A 21,913-nucleotide genomic window follows, 5' to 3' on the forward strand; every position below is an offset into this window, starting at 1 on the left:
AAGCACCTGACAAGTCTGAGTTCTTCTATCGCCACCGCACAGAGGACGGCTGGGAGAAAGAAATTTTCTAGTCTTTTACCAAATAACCTAACTGATCCAAGGCCTCCTCGATATAGTGGAGGTCTTGTTGCGTTTCGGCTTCAACAAGGTGGTAATGGATGCCGTCTGTCAATTCAGAAAGGGGTCTAAAGTCTGAATTCTCGACTTGTTCGAGAAAATGCTGGACATCTCGGCGACAAGTGAGTTTGAGTAGGGTTTCAATTTCTCCATAAACGGGATGATCGATTAAGATATTTTGAACGCGTCCGCCATTGTCTACAATAGCTAGTAGTTCCTGTCCGATTTCTTCCAGTTCATGTTTCACTTTAAAGAGTTTGTGGACGTAGGGGCTGGCATCATTTTCTTTGTAGATATAACCACGATTGGTGGATAGGATAGGAGCTCCATCTGCTCGAAGAATAGCGATGTCCTGTACAATGACTTGGCGCGTAACATGAAAGTGTTCAGCCAAGGTTTGACCATTGAGAGCTTTTGGTGCCTCTTTTAACAGTTTGAGAAGAGCTTGTTTGCGATCCTTTGTCATAGTTTTTCCTTTTAGCGACGTTTTCGAAGCACTTTATAGACAGCTAGTGCTAATGTATAGTCTACCATACTATGGACGATTGTGCCAAAACCAACTAGGACAAAGAGAACATAAAACATATTTTCAACATTTGTCCCTGAAGTAGCATAAAAGATGATACAAGCTATTACTTCAGCGATAGCATGAACAACACCCAAAACAAAGTTAAAAATCCAAGATGCCTTTGGTTTATCCAAGGTTTCAGGGGATTTTTTTAAGTACAAAGCCCCCAAAGTGCCAAAAACAATGTGAGAGAAGGCACGGAGTACAATAACAGGCGGATAGCCTGCCATCAGAAAACCAAGACTAGAAGCAATAATCACAAAAGCAGCCATCAAAGGCGAAAGAAACATGGCGATAAAGATGGGGATATGACTTCCCAGGGTGTAAGAAGCCGGTGGGATAACGATTTTAAAAGGCATAATGATTGGAATCAAAATCGCTATTGCAGTGAGTAGGGCAGTCATGGTCATAAACTGCGTTTTTTTTCGTATATCCATAAGAACCTCCATTTATCTGTATATACATAAGTATAGTACAATAAATAGTCAGGCAAGTCAAGGTCCAATATTGATTTTTAAGACATATTTGGTTAAAATGTGGTAAAGAATTTTTGATTTAGGAGAGAATGTGATGATACTTGTTGTTTACCTAGTTGTGGTAATCGTGATGATGTCAAAGCAGAAAAAAGAAGGGAAAGTTTTCTCAGGTTGGACTCGTTTCATAGTTTATAGTTTATTGGTCCTTTCGTTAATCTCTCTATTAGCAGGTACCCTAGCTCTTTCACTTTTTGGCCTTCCCTTATTAGGTATTCTTTTGATGGCTGCTATTATGGAAATTGCCTATCTCGTCAGAATGGTAATTGCTTTTGGTTTGATTTTATTGTCACTAACTCTATACTTGGATAGTCAGAAAAGTCAGCAACCTACACCGTTTTCGTATCAACTCCTGCTCTTTGGATTTCACATTTTTTTGATTATTCTCATGCTTTAAATATGAAAACTCCACCTTCAGTACGAAAGTGGAGTTGTTTTATTTTTTCAAGGTTTGTAAACGTGGGACAATTGCTACTGTGAGAACTGCAGAGATGACAAGCTCAGCAATTGAGTTGGTTGAGATAACGGTTGCTAGGAGTTTTTGGATATTTCCATCGAAGACATTTCCAAAAAGGAAGAAGATTCCCCCAAGTACAAAGACTGTATTTGTAAGTGAACCAAGAGCTCCGGCAATGATGAGACCCGTTCTGTTTTTCAATAATTTATAAACTAGATAAGGTGTCAGACCGATCAAAATACGAGGAAGGATAGCAATCATTGCTGAATAGATGTTTCCATTTGGTACAAAAGGTGAGAATAGGTAGCTGGTTGGAAGGATGGTAATCGTGTTAACCGTCAAGCTGAGTAGCCCCATCAAGAAACCGAGTGTAACACCAACTCGTGGGCCGTAAATAATACTTGCAATAATAACAGGAATATGCACGATAGTTGGTTTAATTGGGAATGGGAATAGATTAAATAAGAGCGAGCTCAGAAAGTGAATGACCAACATGGTCGCAAAAAAGATAGCAATCGGAGCAATATTAGAGCGTTTTTTCATTGAGTGTTTCCTTTATTCTTTCTAAAATAATATTCAGGTCTGCCAAAGCTCCCCTTCCGTAGTCTCCACAAGCAAGTAAGGATTCTTTTGGAGAGATGAGCTTGTAACCATATGTTTCTAAAGTTTTAAGGTTTGTCTGAGTTGCAGGATGGTCATACATCTTTGTATTCATGGCTGGAGCTAAGAGTTTAGGGATGTGTCTTGGTAGGGCAAGAGCCGTACTGGTCACCATATTATCCGCAAAACCGTGCGCAAGTTTGGCAATGGTATTAGCAGTAGCAGGTACAACGATAAAAAGGTCTGTTTCTTTTCCTCTTTCGATATGATTGACTTGATCAGGATAGGGTTCCTGCATGAGATCAAGGTGAACTGGATTCTGTGAGAGCACCTGTAGTGTCAAAGGCTGGATAAACTCTCTAGCTGCCTCAGTCATTAAGACAGTGACCTGATGGCCTTGTTTTTTCAAGGAACTGACTAGATCAGCTGCTTTATAGGAGGCAATGGAACCTGTCACTGCGATGAGAATATTTGCCATGGCTTTCCTTTCTATGAATCGTATGCTTGAATTTTTTCAAGGAGGAGGTTTGCAATTTCCTCTTTGGTTTGAACTGTTTGGAGTTGTTCTTTCTCAACAAAGATTGCTTGATGCTGATATGCTGATATTTGAGTAAGATCATTTGCTATGATTAAGTCAGCTTGGTTCTTGACAAGGCTTTGTCTAGCAACCTCAATAAGATGATCTTCAGTAACATCGACAAGAAGTTTAAAACCAATCAGATGAATAGCCGGATTCCATTTCTTAACTAGAGAGATGATTTTGGGTGTTTTTTTCAGGAATAAGACCTGAACCTCATCAGTTGAAGAAATCTTAGTTTGATGATTCTGCTTGTTTAAGAATTCTTCCAAATTGGAGCTAGCCTCAACTTCCTCAAGTCCCGTCATATAAACAGGAGTGTAGTCAGACACAGCCATTGAGTGGATTAAGACCTGATATTCCTTAACAAGTTCTTGCATCACAACTAGAAGGTCGTTGGTATTATCAATTTCTCGAATGCTTAGGTTGGGATGAGCTTCTGGCTTCAGAGCTCGTTTTGTCGTTATCAAAAAAACTTCATGCCCCGCAGCAAGCAAGGTTTCTGTGATGATTTTCCCCAAGCGACCTGTAGAATGGTTAGTAATAGAGCGGACACTATCGATAGCTTCACTCGTACCGCCCGATGTGACTAAAATTTTCATAGCACTATTGTACACAAAAATAAACAGTAAGTAAAATGAAAGCGATAAATTTTTGGTAAAAGCGAAGATTAACTATAGTTTCAAACTATAAAGCCATATAAAATTTTAAAAATCGTTATTATATCCCCTAAAATATTGATATTCACGAACATTAATGAGCCTAATGGGTGTTAAAAATCTCATTTTGTGTTATAATGAGTTATCATATTAGATGTTAGAGGAGTTTGCTATGAAAACAGATATTGAAATTGCACAGAGCATTGAGTTAAAGCCAATCGTGGATGTTGTGGAGAAACTTGGTATTTCTTACGATGATTTGGAGTTGTACGGGAAGTATAAGGCTAAACTCAGCTTTGATAAAATTCGTGCAGTTGAGAGCAATCCAGTTGGTAAATTGATCTTGGTTACTGCCATCAATCCAACACCTGCAGGTGAAGGGAAATCAACTATTACCATTGGTCTGGCAGACGCCTTGAACAAGATTGGCAAGAAAACTATGATTGCTATTCGCGAACCGTCTCTTGGCCCAGTAATGGGGATTAAGGGTGGTGCAGCCGGTGGTGGTTATGCCCAAGTGTTGCCAATGGAGGACATCAACCTTCACTTTACCGGGGATATGCATGCCATTACAACAGCCAACAATGCTCTTTCAGCCTTGATTGACAATCACTTGCACCAAGGGAATGAGCTGGGAATCGACCAACGTCGAATCCTTTGGAAACGTGTGGTGGACTTGAATGACCGTGCCCTTCGTCATGTTACCGTTGGACTTGGTGGCCCTCTAAATGGTATTCCACGCGAGGATGGTTTCGATATTACCGTTGCTTCAGAAATCATGGCCATTCTTTGCTTAGCGACAGACATCGAGGACTTGAAACGTCGTTTGGCGAATATCGTTATCGGCTATCGTTACGATCGTACGCCAGTTACTGTTGGTGATTTGCAGGTTGAGGGGGCTTTAGCATTGATTTTGAAAGATGCTATCAAACCGAACTTGGTTCAGACAATTTACGGTACACCTGCTTTTGTACACGGTGGTCCATTTGCCAATATCGCTCATGGATGTAACTCTGTTTTGGCAACAAGCACAGCCCTTCGCTTGGCTGATTACACTGTTACTGAAGCTGGTTTTGGTGCAGACCTTGGTGCTGAGAAATTCCTTGATATCAAGACACCAAACTTGCCAACTTCTCCAGATGCAGTTGTCATCGTTGCAACCCTTCGTGCCCTCAAGATGAATGGTGGAGTTGCAAAAGATGCTTTAACAGAGGAAAATGTAGAAGCAGTTCGCGCAGGTTTTGCTAATTTAAAACGCCACGTTGAAAATATTCGTAAGTTTGGTATTCCAGCAGTTGTAGCTATCAATGAATTTGTTTCTGATACAGAGGCTGAAATCGCAGCCTTGAAGGAACTCTGTGCCTCTATCAATGTGCCAGTTGAGTTGGCTAGTGTCTGGGCTGATGGCGCGGAAGGAGGCGTAGCGCTTGCCGAAACGCTTGTCAAGACAATCTCTGAAAATCCAGCCAACTACACTCGTCTTTATGACAATGACCTATCTGTCCAAGAAAAGATTGAAAAAATTGTCACTGAAATCTACCGTGGTAGCAAAGTGAACTTTGAGAAGAAAGCCCAAACGCAAATCGCTCAAATCGTTCAGAATGGTTGGGACAAATTGCCAATCTGTATGGCGAAAACTCAATACAGTTTCTCAGATAATCCAAATGCACTTGGAGCTCCAGAAAACTTTGAAATTACAATCCGTGAATTGGTACCAAAATTGGGTGCAGGCTTCATCGTTGCCCTAACTGGTGATGTCATGACCATGCCAGGTCTTCCAAAACGACCAGCCGCTCTTAATATGGATGTTGAAAGTGATGGAACAGTCCTAGGCTTGTTCTAGTAAATTGCAATTGATTTAAATGAGTTTGGAAAACCTATCCAAGCTCATTTTTTTATCTAGATTTAAGGAGTTGTCTTCAGCTGATAATAGAGTTACTTTCTAGACGCAATCAGTCTAGCTAAAGATATTTTCCCTAATTTCTGATATAATAGAAACATTGACTTCAAGAGTAAGGAAGAGAAAATGAATGCATTATTGAATGGAATGAATGACCGTCAGGCAGAGGCGGTACAAACGACAGAAGGTCCCTTGTTAATCATGGCGGGGGCTGGTTCTGGGAAGACTCGTGTTTTAACTCACAGAATCGCCTACTTGATTGATGAAAAGATGGTCAATCCTTGGAATATCTTGGCCATTACCTTTACCAATAAGGCGGCGCGTGAGATGAAGGAGCGTGCCTATGGCCTCAATCCAGCTACTCAGGACTGTTTGATTGCGACCTTTCACTCCATGTGTGTTCGTATCCTACGTCGCGATGCGGATCATATTGGCTACAATCGGAACTTCACCATTGTAGATCCAGGAGAACAGAGAACTCTCATGAAGCGCATTCTCAAGCAGTTGAACTTGGATCCGAAAAAATGGAATGAACGGACTATTTTGGGAACTATTTCCAATGCCAAGAATGACTTGATTGATGATGTGACTTATGCTGCCCAAGCTGGCGATATGTACACACAAATCGTAGCTCAGTGTTACACAGCCTATCAAAAAGAGCTTCGTCAGTCAGAGTCGGTTGACTTTGATGATTTGATTATGTTGACTTTGCGTCTCTTTGATCAGAATCCTGATGTTTTGACCTACTACCAGCAGAAGTTCCAGTACATTCATGTTGATGAGTACCAAGATACCAACCATGCCCAGTACCAACTGGTCAAACTCTTGGCTTCACGCTTTAAAAATATCTGCGTAGTCGGTGATGCTGACCAGTCTATTTACGGTTGGCGTGGGGCTGATATGCAGAATATCTTGGATTTCGAGAAAGATTATCCTCAAGCCAAGGTAGTTTTGCTAGAAGAAAATTACCGTTCAACCAAAACCATTCTCCAAGCTGCCAATGACGTCATCAAAAACAATCAAAATCGCCGCCCCAAGAATCTCTGGACCCAGAATGCTGATGGGGAACAGATTATTTACTATCGTGCAAATGACGAACAAGATGAGGCTGTTTTTGTAGCCAAAACCATAGATGAACTTGGTCGTAGTCAAAACTTCCTTCATAAAGATTTTGCAGTTCTATATCGGACTAACGCCCAGTCTCGTACTATTGAGGAGGCCCTCCTAAAGTCCAATATTCCTTATACTATGGTCGGCGGGACCAAGTTCTACAGCCGTAAGGAAATCCGTGATATTATCGCCTACCTTAATCTTATCGCTAATTTAAGTGACAATATCAGTTTTGAGCGCATTATTAACGAACCAAAACGTGGAATTGGCCCAGGAACGGTTGTGAAAATTCGCGACTTTGCGAATATGCAAGACATGTCTATGCTGGATGCTTCAGCCAATATCATGTTGTCTGGCATCAAAGGAAAAGCAGCACAGTCAATTTGGGACTTTGCCAATATGATCTTGGATTTGCGGGAGCAACTGGACCAGTTAAGTATTACTGAGCTGGTTGAGGCTGTTCTAGAAAAAACTGGTTATATCGATATTCTCAATGCCCAAGCGACTTTAGAAAGCAAGGCTCGGGTTGAGAATATCGAAGAGTTCCTATCTGTTACTAAGAATTTTGACGATAATCCTGATAGTCAAGAAGAGGAAACAGGTTTAGATAAACTTAGTCGTTTCTTGAATGACTTGGCTTTGATTGCTGATACGGATTCAGGCAGTCAGGAGACATCAGAAGTAACCTTGATGACCTTGCACGCTGCTAAGGGACTCGAGTTCCCAGTTGTCTTTCTCATCGGGATGGAGGAAAATGTCTTTCCGCTTAGCCGCGCAGCTGAAGATCCTGATGAACTGGAAGAAGAACGCCGTTTGGCCTATGTCGGTATCACACGCGCAGAAAAGATCCTTTATTTGACCAATGCCAACTCTCGCTTGCTTTTTGGGCGTACCAACTACAATCGTCCAACTCGTTTTATCAATGAAATTAGTTCGGACTTGCTTGAGTATCAAGGTTTGGCCCGTCCAGCGAATACTAGCTTTAAAGCCTCTTATAGCAGTGGTGGGATTACTTTCGGTCAAGGTATGAGCTTAGCTCAGGCCCTTCAAGAACGAAAACGCAAGGCTGCACCAAGTTCTATCCAGTCAAGTGGTCTCCCATTTGGACAGTTAGCAGCCGGAAATAAAAAAGATTCGACTGATACAAGTTGGTCTATTGGAGATATAGCACTTCACAAGAAATGGGGAGAGGGAACGGTCCTTGAAGTTTCGGGTAGTGGCGATACGCAGGAACTAAAAATCAATTTCCCTGAAGTCGGTCTGAAAAAACTCCTAGCCAGTGTAGCCCCAATTGAGAAAAAAATCTAATTTTCCATCCTTCTCACGAATAATAAAGTGAGGAGGATTTTTATGTACAGTATTTCATTCCAAGAAGATTCACTCTTGCCTAGAGAAAGACTAGTTAAAGAGGGAGTAGAGGCTCTGAGCAATCAAGAATTACTAGCTATTCTGCTCAGAACAGGAACGCGTCAGGCCAATGTTTTTGAAATCGCTCAGAAAGTCTTGAATAGTTTGACCAGTCTAACTGATCTGAAAAAAATGACCCTGCAGGAATTGCAGAGTTTGTCTGGTATAGGGCGAATAAAAGCCATTGAATTACAAGCGGTGATTGAACTGGGACATCGTATTCACAAACACGAAACTCTTGAGATGGAAAGAATTCTCAGTAGTCAAAAGCTAGCCAAGAAAATGCAACAGGAACTTGGCGACAAAAAACAAGAGCACCTAGTGGCGCTCTATCTCAATACTCAAAATCAAATCATTCATCAGCAAACTATTTTTATCGGATCTGCGACACGCAGCATTGCTGAACCACGGGAAATCCTTCACTATGCTTTGAAGCATATGGCTACCTCAGTGATTCTCGTTCACAATCATCCATCCGGTGCAGTATCTCCTAGTCGAAACGACGACCATGTCACTAAACTAGTCAAGGAAGCCTGCGAACTGATGGGAATTGTTTTCTTGGACCATCTGATTGTCTCGCACTCGGATTACTTTAGTTACCGTGAAAAGACGGATTTGATCTAGAGTTCGTTAACAACATAGTCAAACAATGTTTTATCCTTGGGGCGGTTTTCAAAGAGAAATTCAGGATGCCATTGAACACCAAGATAAGGAAAGCCGTCCGTAGTTGTCACAGCCTCAATGATTCCATCTTTAGGATCATGTGCTACAACCTTAAGATTTGAAGCTAGATCTTTAATGCTCTGGTGGTGGAAGGAGTTGATGTGAGAGATTTCTCCATAGATTTCTCGGAGAATCGTATTAGGTTCCGTTACGAGGCGTTGGGTCGTGTATTCGGCTGAACAGTCCTGCCAATGATCCTCAATATCTTGGTGAAGCGTGCCTCCCATGGCGACATTGAAAAGTTGAGTACCCCGACAAACAGAGAAAATTGGTTTCTTTTGCTTAATCGCTTCTTTGATAAGTGCTAGTTCAAAAATATCTCTTTGAAGGTGGTAGTCATCACTATCAATAGCCTTTGGTTCACCATAGTATTTTGGATCAACGTTTTGCCCACCCGTTAGGATGAGCTTATCAATGATACTGATATAATAGGCAGCCATTTCTTGATCACCAATTGGTAGGATGATTGGAATTCCGCCAGCGTCCTTGACTCCTTCAACAAAGCCTTTTGCTGCATAGCTCATCATGATGTCATCATCTGGATGAGCTTTTTCATTTCCTGTAATCCCAATAACTGGTTTTTTCATAAATGTTTTCGCTTTCTAATCCTCTTTACGCATAAAATAGAGGAGGGTTTGGAGTTCGCTTGTCAAATCGACATACTGAACGACCACATCTTTTGGGAGGTGAAGGTGAACAGGGGAAAAACTGAGAATACCTTTTATACCTGCATCAACCAAAAGATTGGCAACTTCTTGTGATTTAACACTTGGAACAGTTAGGATAGCAGTTTTAACATCTGCTTCTTTGATTTTTTCTTTGATCTGTGAGATACCATAGATTGGAATTCCATCAGGTGTCTGGCTTCCAACTTCTGGATGGTCATCTAGATCAAAGGCCATGATAATTTTCATCTTGTTACGCTCGTGGAAGCGGTAGTGGAGAAGGGCATGGCCCATATTTCCAATCCCAACCAGCATAACATTTGTAATGGAGTTATCATTTAGGAGATCAGCAAAAAAATTCATCAATTTTTTGACATCGTAACCAAAACCACGACGACCTAGTTCACCAAAATAGGAAAAATCCCGACGAACGGTCGCAGAATCGATTCCGATAGCCTCTGCAATTTGCTTGGAGTTGGCACGTTCGATTTTTTCTGCATGAAATCTCTTGAAAATTCGATAGTAAAGAGAGAGCCTTTTTGCTGTTGCTTTTGGAATAGCAGACTGTTTATCTTTCACAAAATCACAACCTTTCTATTCTTCTATTTTATAGAAACATTGTGAAAAAATCAACAAAAACAAGAAAAAACTAAGAAATTTCTTAGTTTTTATCTGAAAAATGAGCTTGTGATAGAAAACGGTAGAGATCGCCAACCAATCCTTGATAAATCACCTTATCATTCAGCGTTAAGGAGCTGATTAGGAGAGTATCAGGTAGGGTCACACAGCCAGATAGAGATAACATGAGCTCTTCGTAATCCTTATATTCAAGTATACGTTCTACGTGATAGTTATCTTGATAGGTAAGTCGATACATAGTCAATTATCTTTCTTCTTTAGTGAAGATACCGCGTTCTACAAGGCTGTCCATGAGGAAGTAGAATTTTTCTTGATGAATGTGGTGGTCTTCTGATTTAAAGATATTCACCAAACGAAGGCCAGACTTGTCAGTAATGTTGAGTTTAGCACCTGTAAGGTCTTTGTTGATGATGATTTTTAGCTTGAAACCTTCACCACTGTTGGGTACTTTCTCAAGCAAACGAGTCAGTTCGTAGTTTCCAACCTTTGTTTCAAAGAAAGTATTATCTTTCAGTGTGAACTTTTTGACAGTTGGGCTAAGTGTGTAGTCGTAGCGGCAGTTTTGTAGTTTAATGGTTTTTTCGAATGCCATTAGATTAATCTCCAATAATATTTTTTAAGGTTTGTGCGAGTTGTTTCAGTTCTTCTTCGGTATTAAGAGGAGAGAGACTGATACGGACAGATTCTGATAAACGATGCGAATCTGGTCCATAAAATGCTTCAAGCACATGACTGGTTTGCACAATACCAGCAGTACAAGCTGAACCGGTAGAAATTGAAATTCCTTCAAGATCTAACCGTAGTAAGAGCAAATCATTCTTTTGACCAGGGAAGCCAATGTTGACAACATAAGGTAGTTGGTGGTTACTTTCATTGAGGTAGTAGTCGAGACCTGCAATTTCTTCTAAAAAAGCAGATTTGAGTGCGCTTAGTTTTTGGTAATGCTTAGCTTGGTCATTTAAATCCTCTTTGAGAGTAGCGACCATACCTACAATGGCAGCAAGATTTTCTGTTCCAGCCCGTTTCTTTTGTTCTTGGTCTCCACCGTGAAGGTAGGAATCAAAGTCCGCGGAAGAAGCATAAAGAAAGCCAACTCCTTTTGGTCCATGGAATTTGTGGGCAGAAGCGCTGAGGAAATCAATTCCCAATTCCTCGGGATGGATAGGAATTTTTCCGATAGCTTGAACAGCATCTACATGATAAGCTGCAGGATGCTCTTTTAAAACACGTCCAATCTCAGCGATAGGTAAGAGGCTACCCGTTTCATTATTAGCATACATAGTGGAAACGAGAATGGTATCGTCACGTAAAGCTTCTTGAATTTGCTGGGCAGTTATTTCTTGATTTACTGGTTGGATGATGGTCGCTTCAAAACCAAAATGTTGCACCAGATAATCAATAGTCTCAAGCACAGAATGGTGTTCAATAGCTGTCGTAATGATATGTTTTCCACGATTTTGATGACGGAGACAATAGCCGATAATGGCTGTATTGTTACTTTCTGTACCGCCAGATGTAAAAAAGATATGTTGAGGTTTGGTTCCTAGTAAGTGGGCTAAGTCCTGACGAGCCTCTCGCAAGAGTTTACCAGCTTGTCGACCATGGCCATGAATACTAGAAGGATTACCATGAGTTTCTTGCATGACCTTGGTCATTTCAGAAATAGCTACTGCTGACATAGGAGTCGTAGCAGCATTGTCCAAATAAATCAAAGAATCACCTTATTTCTTTTTGTTGTAAGCAAAGAGTGGGCTGACTGGTTTTCTTTCATGGATGCGGACGATAGCATCTCCGATTAATTCGCTAGCAGTAATGTAACATACATTTTCTGGAGTTCTTTCTTTGGTCGCTACTGAGTCTGTCACGAGGATTTCTTTGATGTTTGTAGCGTCAAGAAGATCTGCGGCACCTTCAACAAATAAACCGTGACTGGATACTGCATAAATCTCAGTTGCGCCTTCACGTTCAACGATTTTGGCTGCTTCAGAGAAAGTACGACCAGTATTTAGGATATCGTCAATCAAGATAGCCTTCTTGCCTTCAACATCCCCAATGATATAGCCTTCGTTACGATCAGAATCGTCTTGCGCGTAGTCAATGATAGCGATAGGAGCATCAAGGTATTCAGCCAAACTACGAGCACGTTTAACACCAGAGTTCTTTGGACTAACAACAACAACATCAGAACCAAGAAGTCCTTTATCACAGTAGTGCTTAGCAAATAGAGGAACAGTATAAAGATTGTCTACAGGAATATCAAAGAAACCTTGGACCTGAACAGCGTGGAGGTCAAGCGTTAGAACACGGCTTACACCAGCTTTGACAAGCATATTGGCAACTAGTTTTGCAGTGAGGGGTTCGCGAGAAGAAGCGATACGATCCTGACGCGCATAACCAAAGTAAGGAAGGACAACGTTGATACTATGAGCACTTGCACGTACACAAGCGTCAACCATGATTAACAACTCCATCAAGTGGTTGCTAACAGGGTAGCTGGTTGACTGGATGATGTAGACGTCGTAACCACGGACACTTTCTTCGATGTTGACCTGGATTTCGCCGTCAGAAAATTGTCGAGAGGATAACTTCCCGAGAGGTACACCAACTGTATCCGCAATCTTTTGAGCGATTTCATGGTTAGAGTTTAGGGTGAAAAGTTTCATGTTGTTTCTATCTGACATTATAGACCGTCCTCTGTAAACTTTGTGAATCTTCTTTGAGAAAGTTTTGTTTTTCAAAGCCAGATTCTTTTATTTTTATCTTTTCTATTTTACCAAAAAAAGGAGATTATTTCAGCATTTTTTCATGCTTTTAATAAAACGAATTAATTTTGATGGAGCTTTCTGATATGTTATCTGATTTTCATCTAAAAATCTCTGAAAATCGGCTTTCCCTTTTTCATGATCGGTGACTTCAAGCTCGAGTTCATAGTCCGTCTGGTCAAAGTATCGACTTTCATCTAAGGCCATTAAGCCAATCTCAGTTTTCATTTCATAACGAAGGGTTGAAAGGCAACCTAGAACAAGCCAGTCATGGCTTTCGATGCCAATTTTAGCGAGTTTCTCTAGAACGAGCCCTTGAGGTAGTTTTTGTTTTTCTAGGTATGATTCAGCTTCTGGAAGAGTTAGTTTCTGGTTGTATTCCATATTTCCTACAGTTTGAGGCACTTTTAAGGTCAATTCCGCCCAATCTGAAAAGGTGCGAATGCGCATGGCAACCTTCTTTTCACGCAATTGGAAATCTGGTGTGTCAATGTAGTAGTTTTTCTGAAGGACGGGTTGGATATGGGAAAACTGTTTTTTTAGATGCTCATAGTCCTCTTTTTTCAGAAGTGTTTTCAATTCTATTTCTAAATGTTTCATTTTTTCAACCTTTTCTATATCTTTGAAAGCGATTTATGGTATAATGGACAATGTATTTATTGTATACGAATGTACTGAAAAAATCAAAGATTTTCGACAGAGCAATCAAACATTACAAGGGAGAAAGTATGACCATAGAATGGGAAGAATTTTTAGATCCTTACATTCAGGCTGTTGGTGAATTGAAGATTAAACTTCGGGGAATTCGCAAACAGTATCGTAAGCAAAACAAGCATTCTCCGATTGAGTTTGTAACGGGTCGTGTAAAACCGATTGAAAGTATCAAAGAAAAGATGGCTCGTCGAGGAATTACTTATGCAACTTTAGAAAATGACTTGCAAGATATTGCTGGTTTACGTGTCATGGTCCAGTTTGTTGATGACGTCAAAGAAGTAGTTGAGATTCTACGTAAACGCCAAGATATGAGAGTCGTTCAGGAACGAGATTATATCACTCATCGTAAGGCTTCAGGTTATCGTTCTTATCACGTGGTTGTCGAATACACGGTTGATACGATTAACGGAGCGAAGACGATTTTGGCGGAGATTCAAATACGGACTTTAGCCATGAATTTCTGGGCTACGATTGAACACTCGCTCAATTATAAATATCAGGGCGATTTTCCAGAAGAAATCAGGAAAAGACTGGAAATCACGGCCAAAATAGCCTATCAACTGGATGAAGAAATGGGTAAGATTCGTGATGATATCCAGGAAGCGCAGGCTCTCTTTGATCCATTGAGCAGAAAACTAAACGATGGTGTAGGAAATAGTGACGATACAGATGAAGAATACAGGTAAACGAGTTGACCTCATAGCAAATAGAAAGCCACAAAGTCAGAAGGTCTTGCATGAGCTGAGGGAAAAACTCAAGAAACAACATTTTATACTGAACGATACCAATCCCGACATCGTCATTTCGATTGGTGGCGACGGGATGCTTTTGTCTGCTTTTCACAAGTATGAGAATCAGTTAGACAAGGTTCGATTTGTAGGTGTTCATACAGGGCATTTGGGATTTTACACAGATTATCGTGATTTTGAGCTGGATCAGTTGGTGACCAATCTTTTACTAGATACTGGTGCCAAAGTTTCCTATCCAGTCTTGAATGTCAAGGTAACGCTTGAAAATGGAGAAGTGAAAATCTTCCGTGCTTTAAATGAAGCCAGTATCCGTCGATCAGATCGGACCATGGTTGCGGATATCATCATTAACCACGTTCCGTTTGAGAGATTTCGTGGAGATGGAGTGACTGTTTCAACGCCGACGGGAAGTACCGCCTACAACAAATCCTTGGGTGGAGCTGTCTTGCATCCTACCATTGAAGCCTTGCAGTTGACGGAGATAGCGAGTCTTAACAACCGAGTCTATCGCACTTTGGGGTCATCGATCATTATTCCCAAAAAAGATAAGATTGAACTTTTGCCGACACGCAATGATTACCACACGATATCAGTCGATAACAGCGTCTATTCCTTCCGTAATATCGAACGGATTGAGTATCAAATCGACCATCACAAGATCCACTTCGTAGCGACTCCAAGCCACACTAGTTTCTGGAATCGTGTCAAAGATGCCTTCATCGGAGAGGTGGATGAATGAGGTTCGAATTTCTCGCAGATGAGCACGTCAAAGTCAAAACCTTCCTCAAGAAACATGAGGTTTCTAAGGGACTTTTGGCTAAGATTAAGTTTCGAGGTGGAGCTATTCTGGTCAATGGCCAACCTCAAAATGCGACTTATCTCTTAGATATTGGAGACAGGGTGACTATTGACATTCCAGCAGAGGAAGGATTTGAAACCTTGGAGGCCATCGATCGTCCACTGGATATTCTCTATGAGGATGACCATTTTCTAGTTTTGAACAAGCCCTATGGAATAGCTTCCATCCCCAGTGTCAATCATTCCAATACCATTGCCAATTTTATCAAGGGCTACTATGTCAAGCAAAACTATGAAAACCAGCAAGTTCACATCGTGACTAGGCTTGATAGAGATACTTCTGGTTTGATGCTCTTTGCCAAGCACGGCTATGCTCATGCACGGTTGGACAAGCAACTGCAACGAAAGTCTATCGAAAAAAGGTATTTTGCACTGGTTAAAGGAGATGGTGTCTTGGAGCCAGAAGGAGAGATTATCGCCCCGATTGCGCGTGATGAAGATTCCATTATCACGAGACGGGTTGCAAAAGGTGGGAAATACGCCCATACATCTTACAAAGTTGTAGCGTCTTATGGAAATATTCACCTAGTCGATATTCATCTGCATACTGGACGAACTCATCAGATACGAGTGCATTTTTCTCACATCGGCTTTCCTTTGTTGGGAGATGATTTGTATGGTGGTAGTTTGGATGATGGTATCCAACGTCAGGCTCTGCATTGTCATTATTTATCTTTTTATCATCCTTTTCTTGAGCAAGATTTGCAATTAGAAAGCCCCTTACCGGATGATTTCAGCAATCTTATTACTCAGTTATCAACTAATACTCTTTAAAATCTATCTGGAGTATAATTTATTTTCTTAAAGGAGAAAACTAATGGAAGTTTTTGAAAGTCTCAAAGCCAACCTAGTTGGCAAAAATGCTCGTATCGTTCTCCCTGAAGGGGAAGAACCTCGTATTCTTCAAGCGACAAAACGCTTGGTAAAAGAAACAGAAGTAATTCCTGTTTTGCTCGGAAACCCTGAAAAAATTAAAATTTATCTTGAAATCGAAGGGATCATGGATGGTTATGAAGTCATCGACCCTCAACACTATCCTCGATTTGAAGAAATGGTTGCTGCTTTAGTAGAGCGTCGTAAGGGCAAAATGACTGAAGAAGAAGCGCGCAAAGTTTTGGTTGATGATGTCAACTACTTTGGTGTGATGCTAGTCTACTTGGGCTTGGTTGACGGTATGGTATCTGGTGCGATTCACTCAACTGCTTCAACAGTTCGCCCAGCCCTTCAAATCATTAAAACTCGTCCAAATGTAACGCGTACTTCAGGTGCCTTTCTCATGGTTCGTGGTACAGAACGTTACCTATTTGGAGACTGTGCCATTAACATCAATCCAGATGCAGAAGCCTTGGCTGAAATTGCGATCAACTCAGCAATCACAGCTAAGATGTTTGGTATTGAACCTAAAATTGCTATGCTAAGCTATTCTACTAAAGGTTCAGGTTTTGGTGAAAGTGTTGATAAGGTAGTGGAGGCTACTAAAATTGCTCACGACTTGCGTCCTGACCTTGAGATTGATGGTGAGTTGCAATTTGATGCGGCCTTTGTTCCTGAAACTGCAGCTCTTAAAGCTCCAGGAAGTAATGTAGCTGGTCAAGCAAATGTCTTTGTCTTCCCAGGTATCGAAGCAGGAAATATTGGTTATAAGATGGCTGAACGTCTCGGTGGTTTTGCGGCTGTCGGACCTGTTTTGCAAGGATTGAACAAACCAGTTAACGACCTTTCTCGTGGATGTAATGCAGATGATGTGTACAAGTTGACCCTTATCACAGCAGCTCAAGCAGTTCATCAATAAGATTTAGTCCTCTTTCCCATGGGAAGAGGCTTTTTAGTACTGAGAAAAGGACAGTTAGAAGCTTCTATGTTATACTAGATATATGTTAGATTTGAAAGAATACGGTATCGTCATGTGGCCAGAGGAGAAGATTATTTCTTTCCGTGAGAAACTTCTCACTTGGTATGATGAAAACAAAAGAGATTTACCCTGGCGTAGAAGTAAAAATCCTTATCATATCTGGGTATCTGAAATCATGCTTCATCAGACTAGAGTTGATACAGTTATCCCATACTACGAACGATTCTTGGACTGGTTTCCAACTGTTGAAAGTCTGGCGAATGCCCCTGAAGAGCGTCTGCTGAAGGCTTGGGAAGGTTTGGGTTATTATTCTCGAGTGCGCAATATGCAGGCTGCAGCTCAGCAGATTATGACTGACTTTGGGGGGCAATTTCCAAACACCTATGAAGGAATTTCTATTCTGAAAGGGATTGGCCCATACACTGCGGGAGCTATTTCCAGTATCGCTTTTAACCTGCCTGAGCCAGCGGTCGATGGTAATGTCATGCGAGTTTTGGCACGCTTGTTTGAAGTTAACCATGATATCGGAGTTCCCAGCAATCGAAAGATTTTCCAAGCTATGATGGAAATCTTGATTGACCCGAAACGACCAGGTGATTTTAACCAAGCTCTGATGGATTTAGGTTCTGATATAGAGTCTCCGGTTAACCCTCGACCAGAAGAAAGCCCTGTTAAGGACTTTAGCGCAGCCTATCAGAACGGAACTATGGATGTATATCCGATTAAAGAACCCAAGAAAAAGCCCCTCCCAATCTATCTCAAGGCTTTGGTTGTACGCAATGACCGTGGTCAATATCTACTTGAAAAAAATGAAAGCGAGAAACTACTAGCCGGTTTTTGGCACTTCCCCTTGATCGAAGTTGATGATTTCTCAAGTGATAACGATCAGCTAGATCTCTTTTCTCAAGTCAAAGAGGAAAGCAGAGCATTTGGACCCAGCCCTCAAGAAAGCTTTGAGCAGGATTATGATTTAGAAGTGAATTGGTCCCAGCAAGTATTTGACCAAGTCAAGCATGTATTTAGTCATCGGAAATGGCATATTCAAATCCTAGCTGGTCAGGTGACAGAAACAAAACAGTTTTCGGACAGAGAAATTCGCTGGGTTTCTCCTCAGGAGTTTTCTGATTATCCACTTGCGAAACCTCAACAAAAAATTTGGCAGGCTTATAAAACAGCTCTTGAAGATGAAGGCTTACAGTAGCCATTTGTGCCTTCTTTACATTTTTTTGTTATAATAGATAAAGAAAAGGTGATAAAATGAAAAAAATATTAATTGTAGATGATGAGAAACCAATCTCAGATATTATTAAGTTTAATATGGCCAAGGAAGGTTATGAAGTCGTTACAGCCTTCAATGGTCGTGAGGCAATCGAGCTATTTGAAGCAGAGCAACCGGATATTATTATCCTCGACTTGATGCTACCTGAAATTGATGGTTTAGAAGTTGCCAAAGCCATTCGCAAGACCAGTAGTGTTCCTATCATCATGCTCTCAGCCAAGGATAGCGAGTTTGACAAGGTTATTGGTTTAGAGTTAGGTGCAGATGATTATGTTACAAAACCTTTCTCAAACCGTGAGTTGCAGGCTCGTGTTAAGGCCCTTCTTCGTCGTACCGATCTAGTTTCAGTAGATAACCAAGAGTCTGATGAGAAGAAGACGCAACCTTTACAAATTGGTGATTTGGAAATCGTTCCAGATGCTTACGTGGCAAAGAAATATGGTGAGGAATTAGATTTGACCCACCGTGAGTTTGAGCTCTTATATCACTTGGCTTCCCATATTGGACAAGTGATTACGCGTGAACACTTGCTTGAGACTGTATGGGGTTATGACTATTTTGGTGATGTTCGTACTGTGGACGTGACCATTAGACGCTTGCGTGAGAAAATAGAAGACACTCCAAGTCGTCCAGAGTACATTCTCACACGTCGTGGTGTTGGATACTATATGAGAAATAATGATTGAAGATATTAGACAAACTATTCTGACCAGCGATTTTATCTTTATCTTGATTTTACTGGGCTTTATCCTGGTGGTGACCTTGCTGTTACTGGAAAATCGTCGGGATAATATCCGTCTGAAGGAGATAAATCAAAAGGTTAAGGACTTGATTGCAGGTGATTATTCTCAAGTTTTGGACTTGCAAGGAAGTACAGAAATCACCAATATCACCAATAATCTGAATGATTTGTCAGAAGTTATTCGTTTGACCCAAGAAAATCTGGAACAAGAGAGTAAACGATTGAACAGTATTCTTTCTTACATGACAGATGGCGTTCTTGCGACTAATCGCCGTGGTCAGATTACTATGATCAACGATATGGCAAAGAAACAGCTCGGTGTGCAGAAAGAAGATGTTCTGAATAAAAGCATCCTCGAATTGCTTAAGATAGAAGATGAGTATGAGCTGCGTGACCTGATTACACAGATTCCTGAGTTGACGATTGACTCCCAGGATGTAAATGGGGAATACCTAAGCCTTCGTGTACGTTTTGCTCTGGTTCGTCGTGAGTCAGGTTTCATCTCTGGTTTGGTTGCTGTTTTACATGATACGACCGAGCAGGAGAAGGAAGAGCGTGAGCGAAGACTCTTTGTTTCGAACGTGAGTCACGAGTTGCGAACTCCTTTGACCAGTGTTAAATCTTATCTTGAAGCCTTGGACGAGGGAGCCCTGTATGATCCTGTTGCTCCTGATTTTATCAAGGTTTCACTCGATGAAACCAACCGTATGATGCGGATGGTGACAGATCTCTTGCATCTCTCTCGTATTGATAATACGACAAGTCAGCTAGATGTGGAATTGATTAATTTTACAGCATTCATCACCTTTATTCTCAACCGATTTGATAAGATGAGAAGTCAGGATGACGAGAAAAAATATGAACTTGTTAGAGATTACCCTATTAATTCAGTTTGGATCGAGATTGATACCGATAAGATGACTCAGGTGATTGATAATATTCTTAACAATGCCATCAAGTACTCACCAGATGGTGGGAAAATCACTGTTAGCATGAAGACCACTGATGACCAGATGATTTTATCCATCAAAGACCAAGGTCTAGGTATTCCAAAGCAAGATTTGCCGAAGATCTTTGACCGATTCTACCGTGTGGATCGTGCAAGAAGTCGGGCTCAAGGTGGAACCGGTCTAGGTCTGGCTATCGCAAAAGAAATCATCAAACAACACAATGGCTTTATATGGGCCAAAAGTGAATACGGTAAGGGCTCAACCTTTACAATAGTGCTCCCTTATGATAAGGATGCCGTAAAAGAAGAAATATGGGAGGACGAAATAGAAGACCAGAATGAGTGAAAAAGGCTTTAAATACAGTATTTTAGCATCAGGTTCTAGTGGGAATTCCTTTTACCTGGAAACCCCAAAAAAGAAAATCCTAGTAGATGCGGGCTTGTCTGGTAAGAAAATTACCAGCCTGCTAGCTGAAATCAATCGTAAACCAGAAGATTTGGATGCTATTTTGATTACCCATGAGCATGCTGATCATATTCATGGTGTCGGAGTTTTAGCTCGAAAGTATGGAATGGATCTTTATGCTAATGAAAAAACTTGGCAAGCTATGGAAAATAGTAAGTACCTAGGCAAAGTGGATTCATCACAAAAACATATTTTTGAGATGGGAAAAACTAAGACTTTTGGTGATATTGACATTGAAAGTTTTGGTGTTAGCCATGATGCTGTTGCTCCACAGTTTTACCGCTTTATGAAAGATGATAAGAGTTTTGTCATGCTGACGGATACAGGATATGTCAGTGACCGAATGGCAGGTATAGTCGAAAACGCCGATGGCTACCTAATTGAGTCAAACCATGATGTAGAAATACTTCGAGCAGGTTCTTACGCATGGCGACTCAAACAACGAATCCTATCCGACCTAGGCCACCTCTCAAATGAAGATGGTGCTGATGCCATGATTCGCACACTAGGTAATCGTACCAAGAAGATTTACCTAGGACATTTGTCTAAAGAGAATAATATTAAAGAACTAGCCCACATGACCATGGTCAATCAGTTAGCTCAAGCAGATCTAGGAGTAGGAGTGGATTTTCAAGTTTACGATACGTCTCCAGACACTGCAACACCTTTAACGGATATATAAAAATGAACACCAAGTGGTGTTCATTTTTAATGAATCGTAGTTTTAAATTTATGCTATAATAAATTCATAAGCGATTATAATGGAGAAATATAAATTGAAGAAGACTTGGACATTTTCAGATTACTATGACACAATCATATTATTATTAGCATTGATATCTGTGGTGCTAGTTATTTTTGGATTTATGGATGTTATAGATTTGCATAATCCGCCTTACAATATTATTGATTTAATGATTTGGATAGTGTTTATAGTAGACTATCTATGGCGTTTCTTTACTAGTAAAGAAAAATTTCGTTTCATTATTGATAATATTTTTGATTTATTGGCAATCCTTCCATCAAATGCTATTTTTACAGTTTTCCGTTTGGGACGTATTTTTCGTTTAGCAAAATTAACAAAATTAGTTAAACTTACAAGGTTATTAAGAATAATTGGCTTAAGTGGAAAATTAGAAAGAAAAGCTAGTAGATTACTACGAACGAATGGCTTGCTTTATATCTTATATGTCAATGTATTTATTGTATTTGTTGGAGGCTCAATCTTCTCAGTTGTAGAGGAGAAGGCTTTCTCAGATAGTCTTTGGTGGGCTATTGTTACAGTAACAACTGTTGGTTATGGTGATATAGTCCCAAGTTCAATATTTGGGAAATGGTTAGCAGTAATCTTAATGCTAGTGGGAATTGGAACGATTGGGATGCTAACTAGCGCCTTAACTAATTTTTTTGTTAAAGAAAATTCTAATGAAGAATCCAAATTAGATGAACTACAGAATGAATTAGTTATGCAAAGGCGTTTAGTCGAGAAGCAGGCTGAAAGGATTGAAGAACTTCATAAAATGGTACAAGAATTGCTTAAAAAGTATTAGTTTAGAAAAAAACAAAAACCACTCAAACGAGTGGTTT

25 protein-coding genes and 1 pseudogene are annotated in these 21,913 nt (G+C 40.6%); 14 read left to right on the plus strand and 12 right to left on the minus strand.

All coding sequences use genetic code 11. The annotated features are described in order from the left end of the window. A pseudogene (locus AB2B49_RS04465) lies at positions 1–71 on the plus strand (8-oxo-dGTP diphosphatase); the annotation flags it as partial. Here AB2B49_RS04465 and AB2B49_RS04470 read toward each other — a convergent pair. Further along, on the minus strand, positions 68–583 hold the full coding sequence (locus AB2B49_RS04470; protein WP_000159158.1) for a transcription repressor NadR: 516 nt from the start codon (positions 581–583) through the stop codon (positions 68–70). The pseudogene AB2B49_RS04465 and the gene AB2B49_RS04470 sit on opposite strands and share 4 nt — an antisense overlap. 11 nt (positions 584–594) lie before the next feature. After that, on the minus strand, positions 595–1,122 hold the full coding sequence (locus AB2B49_RS04475; protein WP_129312997.1) for an ECF transporter S component: 528 nt from the start codon (positions 1,120–1,122) through the stop codon (positions 595–597). Between the two features lie 133 nt (positions 1,123–1,255). Here AB2B49_RS04475 and AB2B49_RS04480 point away from each other — a divergent pair, with 133 nt between their 5' ends. Beyond that, a complete protein-coding gene (locus AB2B49_RS04480; protein ID WP_125421909.1) occupies positions 1,256–1,615 on the plus strand; it encodes a hypothetical protein in 360 nt (119 codons plus the stop codon). A gap of 39 nt (positions 1,616–1,654) precedes the next feature. On the opposite strand, the gene AB2B49_RS04485 is transcribed toward AB2B49_RS04480, so the two are convergent. Genes AB2B49_RS04485 through coaB form a run of 3 tightly spaced genes read right to left on the minus strand, consistent with a single transcriptional unit; the run spans position 1,655 to position 3,454 of the window. Next, positions 1,655–2,218: an ECF transporter S component gene (locus AB2B49_RS04485; protein ID WP_049537488.1), complete on the minus strand. Its 564-nt coding sequence runs from the start codon at positions 2,216–2,218 to the stop codon at positions 1,655–1,657. Further along, entirely contained in the window at positions 2,202–2,753 is a 552-nt protein-coding gene (coaC, locus tag AB2B49_RS04490) for a phosphopantothenoylcysteine decarboxylase (RefSeq protein ID WP_125421906.1), read from the minus strand. Before coaC ends, AB2B49_RS04485 begins: the two co-directional genes overlap by 17 nt. 11 nt (positions 2,754–2,764) lie before the next feature. Then, complete coding sequence (gene coaB, locus AB2B49_RS04495; RefSeq protein WP_125421903.1) at positions 2,765–3,454, minus strand: phosphopantothenate--cysteine ligase; 690 nt, start codon at positions 3,452–3,454, stop codon at positions 2,765–2,767. A 229-nt stretch (positions 3,455–3,683) separates the two neighbouring features. On the opposite strand from coaB, the gene AB2B49_RS04500 reads away from it, so the two are divergent. From AB2B49_RS04500 to radC, 3 genes are all read left to right on the plus strand, one after another. After that, the gene (locus AB2B49_RS04500) at positions 3,684–5,354 is read left to right on the plus strand and encodes a formate--tetrahydrofolate ligase (protein ID WP_049505857.1); all 1,671 of its coding nucleotides are present in this window, start codon (positions 3,684–3,686) and stop codon (positions 5,352–5,354) included. A gap of 183 nt (positions 5,355–5,537) precedes the next feature. Next, positions 5,538–7,829, plus strand: coding sequence for a DNA helicase PcrA (gene pcrA / locus AB2B49_RS04505; RefSeq protein WP_049505856.1), 2,292 nt, complete (start codon positions 5,538–5,540; stop codon positions 7,827–7,829). A 42-nt stretch (positions 7,830–7,871) separates the two neighbouring features. Continuing rightward, positions 7,872–8,552: a RadC family protein gene (gene radC, locus AB2B49_RS04510; protein ID WP_049505855.1), complete on the plus strand. Its 681-nt coding sequence runs from the start codon at positions 7,872–7,874 to the stop codon at positions 8,550–8,552. Here radC and AB2B49_RS04515 read toward each other — a convergent pair. The 7 genes from AB2B49_RS04515 to AB2B49_RS04545 form a co-directional block, all read right to left on the minus strand. Next, a complete protein-coding gene (locus AB2B49_RS04515; RefSeq protein ID WP_049505854.1) occupies positions 8,549–9,238 on the minus strand; it encodes a gamma-glutamyl-gamma-aminobutyrate hydrolase family protein in 690 nt (229 codons plus the stop codon). The genes radC and AB2B49_RS04515 overlap by 4 nt on opposite strands. 15 nt (positions 9,239–9,253) lie before the next feature. Then, entirely contained in the window at positions 9,254–9,895 is a 642-nt protein-coding gene (locus AB2B49_RS04520; RefSeq protein ID WP_000653409.1) for a redox-sensing transcriptional repressor Rex, read from the minus strand. A gap of 82 nt (positions 9,896–9,977) precedes the next feature. Beyond that, complete coding sequence (locus AB2B49_RS04525; protein ID WP_000286091.1) at positions 9,978–10,193, minus strand: DUF4649 family protein; 216 nt, start codon at positions 10,191–10,193, stop codon at positions 9,978–9,980. Between the two features lie 6 nt (positions 10,194–10,199). Next, a complete protein-coding gene (locus AB2B49_RS04530) occupies positions 10,200–10,547 on the minus strand; it encodes a DUF1831 domain-containing protein (RefSeq protein ID WP_000863526.1) in 348 nt (115 codons plus the stop codon). A gap of 4 nt (positions 10,548–10,551) precedes the next feature. Then, entirely contained in the window at positions 10,552–11,667 is a 1,116-nt protein-coding gene (locus tag AB2B49_RS04535; RefSeq protein ID WP_320691952.1) for a cysteine desulfurase family protein, read from the minus strand. Between the two features lie 9 nt (positions 11,668–11,676). After that, the gene (locus AB2B49_RS04540; RefSeq protein WP_001283843.1) at positions 11,677–12,636 is read right to left on the minus strand and encodes a ribose-phosphate diphosphokinase; all 960 of its coding nucleotides are present in this window, start codon (positions 12,634–12,636) and stop codon (positions 11,677–11,679) included. 111 nt (positions 12,637–12,747) lie between these two features. Continuing rightward, positions 12,748–13,317: a CYTH domain-containing protein gene (locus AB2B49_RS04545; protein ID WP_320691953.1), complete on the minus strand. Its 570-nt coding sequence runs from the start codon at positions 13,315–13,317 to the stop codon at positions 12,748–12,750. A gap of 128 nt (positions 13,318–13,445) precedes the next feature. Here AB2B49_RS04545 and AB2B49_RS04550 point away from each other — a divergent pair, with 128 nt between their 5' ends. From AB2B49_RS04550 to AB2B49_RS04590, 9 genes are all read left to right on the plus strand, one after another. Then, positions 13,446–14,117, plus strand: coding sequence for a GTP diphosphokinase (locus tag AB2B49_RS04550; RefSeq protein ID WP_000151561.1), 672 nt, complete (start codon positions 13,446–13,448; stop codon positions 14,115–14,117). Then, positions 14,101–14,919: an NAD kinase gene (locus AB2B49_RS04555; protein WP_000799063.1), complete on the plus strand. Its 819-nt coding sequence runs from the start codon at positions 14,101–14,103 to the stop codon at positions 14,917–14,919. Before AB2B49_RS04550 ends, AB2B49_RS04555 begins: the two co-directional genes overlap by 17 nt. Continuing rightward, the gene (locus tag AB2B49_RS04560) at positions 14,916–15,812 is read left to right on the plus strand and encodes an RluA family pseudouridine synthase (protein ID WP_049505849.1); all 897 of its coding nucleotides are present in this window, start codon (positions 14,916–14,918) and stop codon (positions 15,810–15,812) included. Before AB2B49_RS04555 ends, AB2B49_RS04560 begins: the two co-directional genes overlap by 4 nt. A 43-nt stretch (positions 15,813–15,855) precedes the next feature. Beyond that, positions 15,856–16,830, plus strand: coding sequence for a phosphate acetyltransferase (pta, locus tag AB2B49_RS04565; RefSeq protein WP_049505848.1), 975 nt, complete (start codon positions 15,856–15,858; stop codon positions 16,828–16,830). Between the two features lie 82 nt (positions 16,831–16,912). Beyond that, positions 16,913–18,091 carry an A/G-specific adenine glycosylase gene (gene mutY / locus AB2B49_RS04570; RefSeq protein ID WP_320691954.1) on the plus strand — a complete coding sequence of 393 codons (1,179 nt, stop codon included), beginning with the start codon at positions 16,913–16,915 and terminating at the stop codon, positions 18,089–18,091. Between the two features lie 56 nt (positions 18,092–18,147). After that, positions 18,148–18,855, plus strand: coding sequence for a response regulator YycF (gene yycF / locus AB2B49_RS04575; RefSeq protein ID WP_000722056.1), 708 nt, complete (start codon positions 18,148–18,150; stop codon positions 18,853–18,855). Beyond that, positions 18,848–20,206 (plus strand): cell wall metabolism sensor histidine kinase VicK, encoded by a 1,359-nt coding sequence (vicK, locus tag AB2B49_RS04580; RefSeq protein WP_084921843.1) that lies wholly within the window; start codon positions 18,848–18,850, stop codon positions 20,204–20,206. The genes yycF and vicK overlap by 8 nt, the downstream gene beginning before the upstream one ends. After that, a complete protein-coding gene (locus tag AB2B49_RS04585) occupies positions 20,199–21,008 on the plus strand; it encodes an MBL fold metallo-hydrolase (protein WP_320691955.1) in 810 nt (269 codons plus the stop codon). Before vicK ends, AB2B49_RS04585 begins: the two co-directional genes overlap by 8 nt. Before the next feature lie 94 nt (positions 21,009–21,102). Continuing rightward, entirely contained in the window at positions 21,103–21,876 is a 774-nt protein-coding gene (locus tag AB2B49_RS04590; RefSeq protein ID WP_217970996.1) for a potassium channel family protein, read from the plus strand. The last annotated feature ends 37 nt before the right edge of the window (positions 21,877–21,913 follow it).

Origin of the sequence: Streptococcus jiangnanensis, assembly GCF_040888325.1 — a bacterium.
Lineage (GTDB): Bacteria > Bacillota > Bacilli > Lactobacillales > Streptococcaceae > Streptococcus > Streptococcus jiangnanensis.

Coding starts and splice junctions, on each gene's coding strand:
- coaB (WP_125421903.1), bottom strand. CDS start 3,454: ATGAAAATTTTAGTCACATCGGGCGGTACGAGTGAAGCTATCGATAGT.
- AB2B49_RS04485 (WP_049537488.1), bottom strand. CDS start 2,218: ATGAAAAAACGCTCTAATATTGCTCCGATTGCTATCTTTTTTGCGACC.
- AB2B49_RS04540 (WP_001283843.1), bottom strand. CDS start 12,636: ATGTCAGATAGAAACAACATGAAACTTTTCACCCTAAACTCTAACCAT.
- AB2B49_RS04515 (WP_049505854.1), bottom strand. CDS start 9,238: ATGAAAAAACCAGTTATTGGGATTACAGGAAATGAAAAAGCTCATCCA.
- pta (WP_049505848.1), top strand. CDS start 15,856: ATGGAAGTTTTTGAAAGTCTCAAAGCCAACCTAGTTGGCAAAAATGCT.
- radC (WP_049505855.1), top strand. CDS start 7,872: ATGTACAGTATTTCATTCCAAGAAGATTCACTCTTGCCTAGAGAAAGA.
- AB2B49_RS04555 (WP_000799063.1), top strand. CDS start 14,101: ATGAAGAATACAGGTAAACGAGTTGACCTCATAGCAAATAGAAAGCCA.
- mutY (WP_320691954.1), top strand. CDS start 16,913: ATGTTAGATTTGAAAGAATACGGTATCGTCATGTGGCCAGAGGAGAAG.
- AB2B49_RS04470 (WP_000159158.1), bottom strand. CDS start 583: ATGACAAAGGATCGCAAACAAGCTCTTCTCAAACTGTTAAAAGAGGCA.
- AB2B49_RS04500 (WP_049505857.1), top strand. CDS start 3,684: ATGAAAACAGATATTGAAATTGCACAGAGCATTGAGTTAAAGCCAATC.
- pcrA (WP_049505856.1), top strand. CDS start 5,538: ATGAATGCATTATTGAATGGAATGAATGACCGTCAGGCAGAGGCGGTA.
- AB2B49_RS04545 (WP_320691953.1), bottom strand. CDS start 13,317: ATGAAACATTTAGAAATAGAATTGAAAACACTTCTGAAAAAAGAGGAC.
- AB2B49_RS04585 (WP_320691955.1), top strand. CDS start 20,199: ATGAGTGAAAAAGGCTTTAAATACAGTATTTTAGCATCAGGTTCTAGT.
- AB2B49_RS04560 (WP_049505849.1), top strand. CDS start 14,916: ATGAGGTTCGAATTTCTCGCAGATGAGCACGTCAAAGTCAAAACCTTC.
- AB2B49_RS04480 (WP_125421909.1), top strand. CDS start 1,256: ATGATACTTGTTGTTTACCTAGTTGTGGTAATCGTGATGATGTCAAAG.
- AB2B49_RS04550 (WP_000151561.1), top strand. CDS start 13,446: ATGACCATAGAATGGGAAGAATTTTTAGATCCTTACATTCAGGCTGTT.
- vicK (WP_084921843.1), top strand. CDS start 18,848: ATGATTGAAGATATTAGACAAACTATTCTGACCAGCGATTTTATCTTT.
- AB2B49_RS04525 (WP_000286091.1), bottom strand. CDS start 10,193: ATGTATCGACTTACCTATCAAGATAACTATCACGTAGAACGTATACTT.
- AB2B49_RS04475 (WP_129312997.1), bottom strand. CDS start 1,122: ATGGATATACGAAAAAAAACGCAGTTTATGACCATGACTGCCCTACTC.
- AB2B49_RS04530 (WP_000863526.1), bottom strand. CDS start 10,547: ATGGCATTCGAAAAAACCATTAAACTACAAAACTGCCGCTACGACTAC.
- yycF (WP_000722056.1), top strand. CDS start 18,148: ATGAAAAAAATATTAATTGTAGATGATGAGAAACCAATCTCAGATATT.
- coaC (WP_125421906.1), bottom strand. CDS start 2,753: ATGGCAAATATTCTCATCGCAGTGACAGGTTCCATTGCCTCCTATAAA.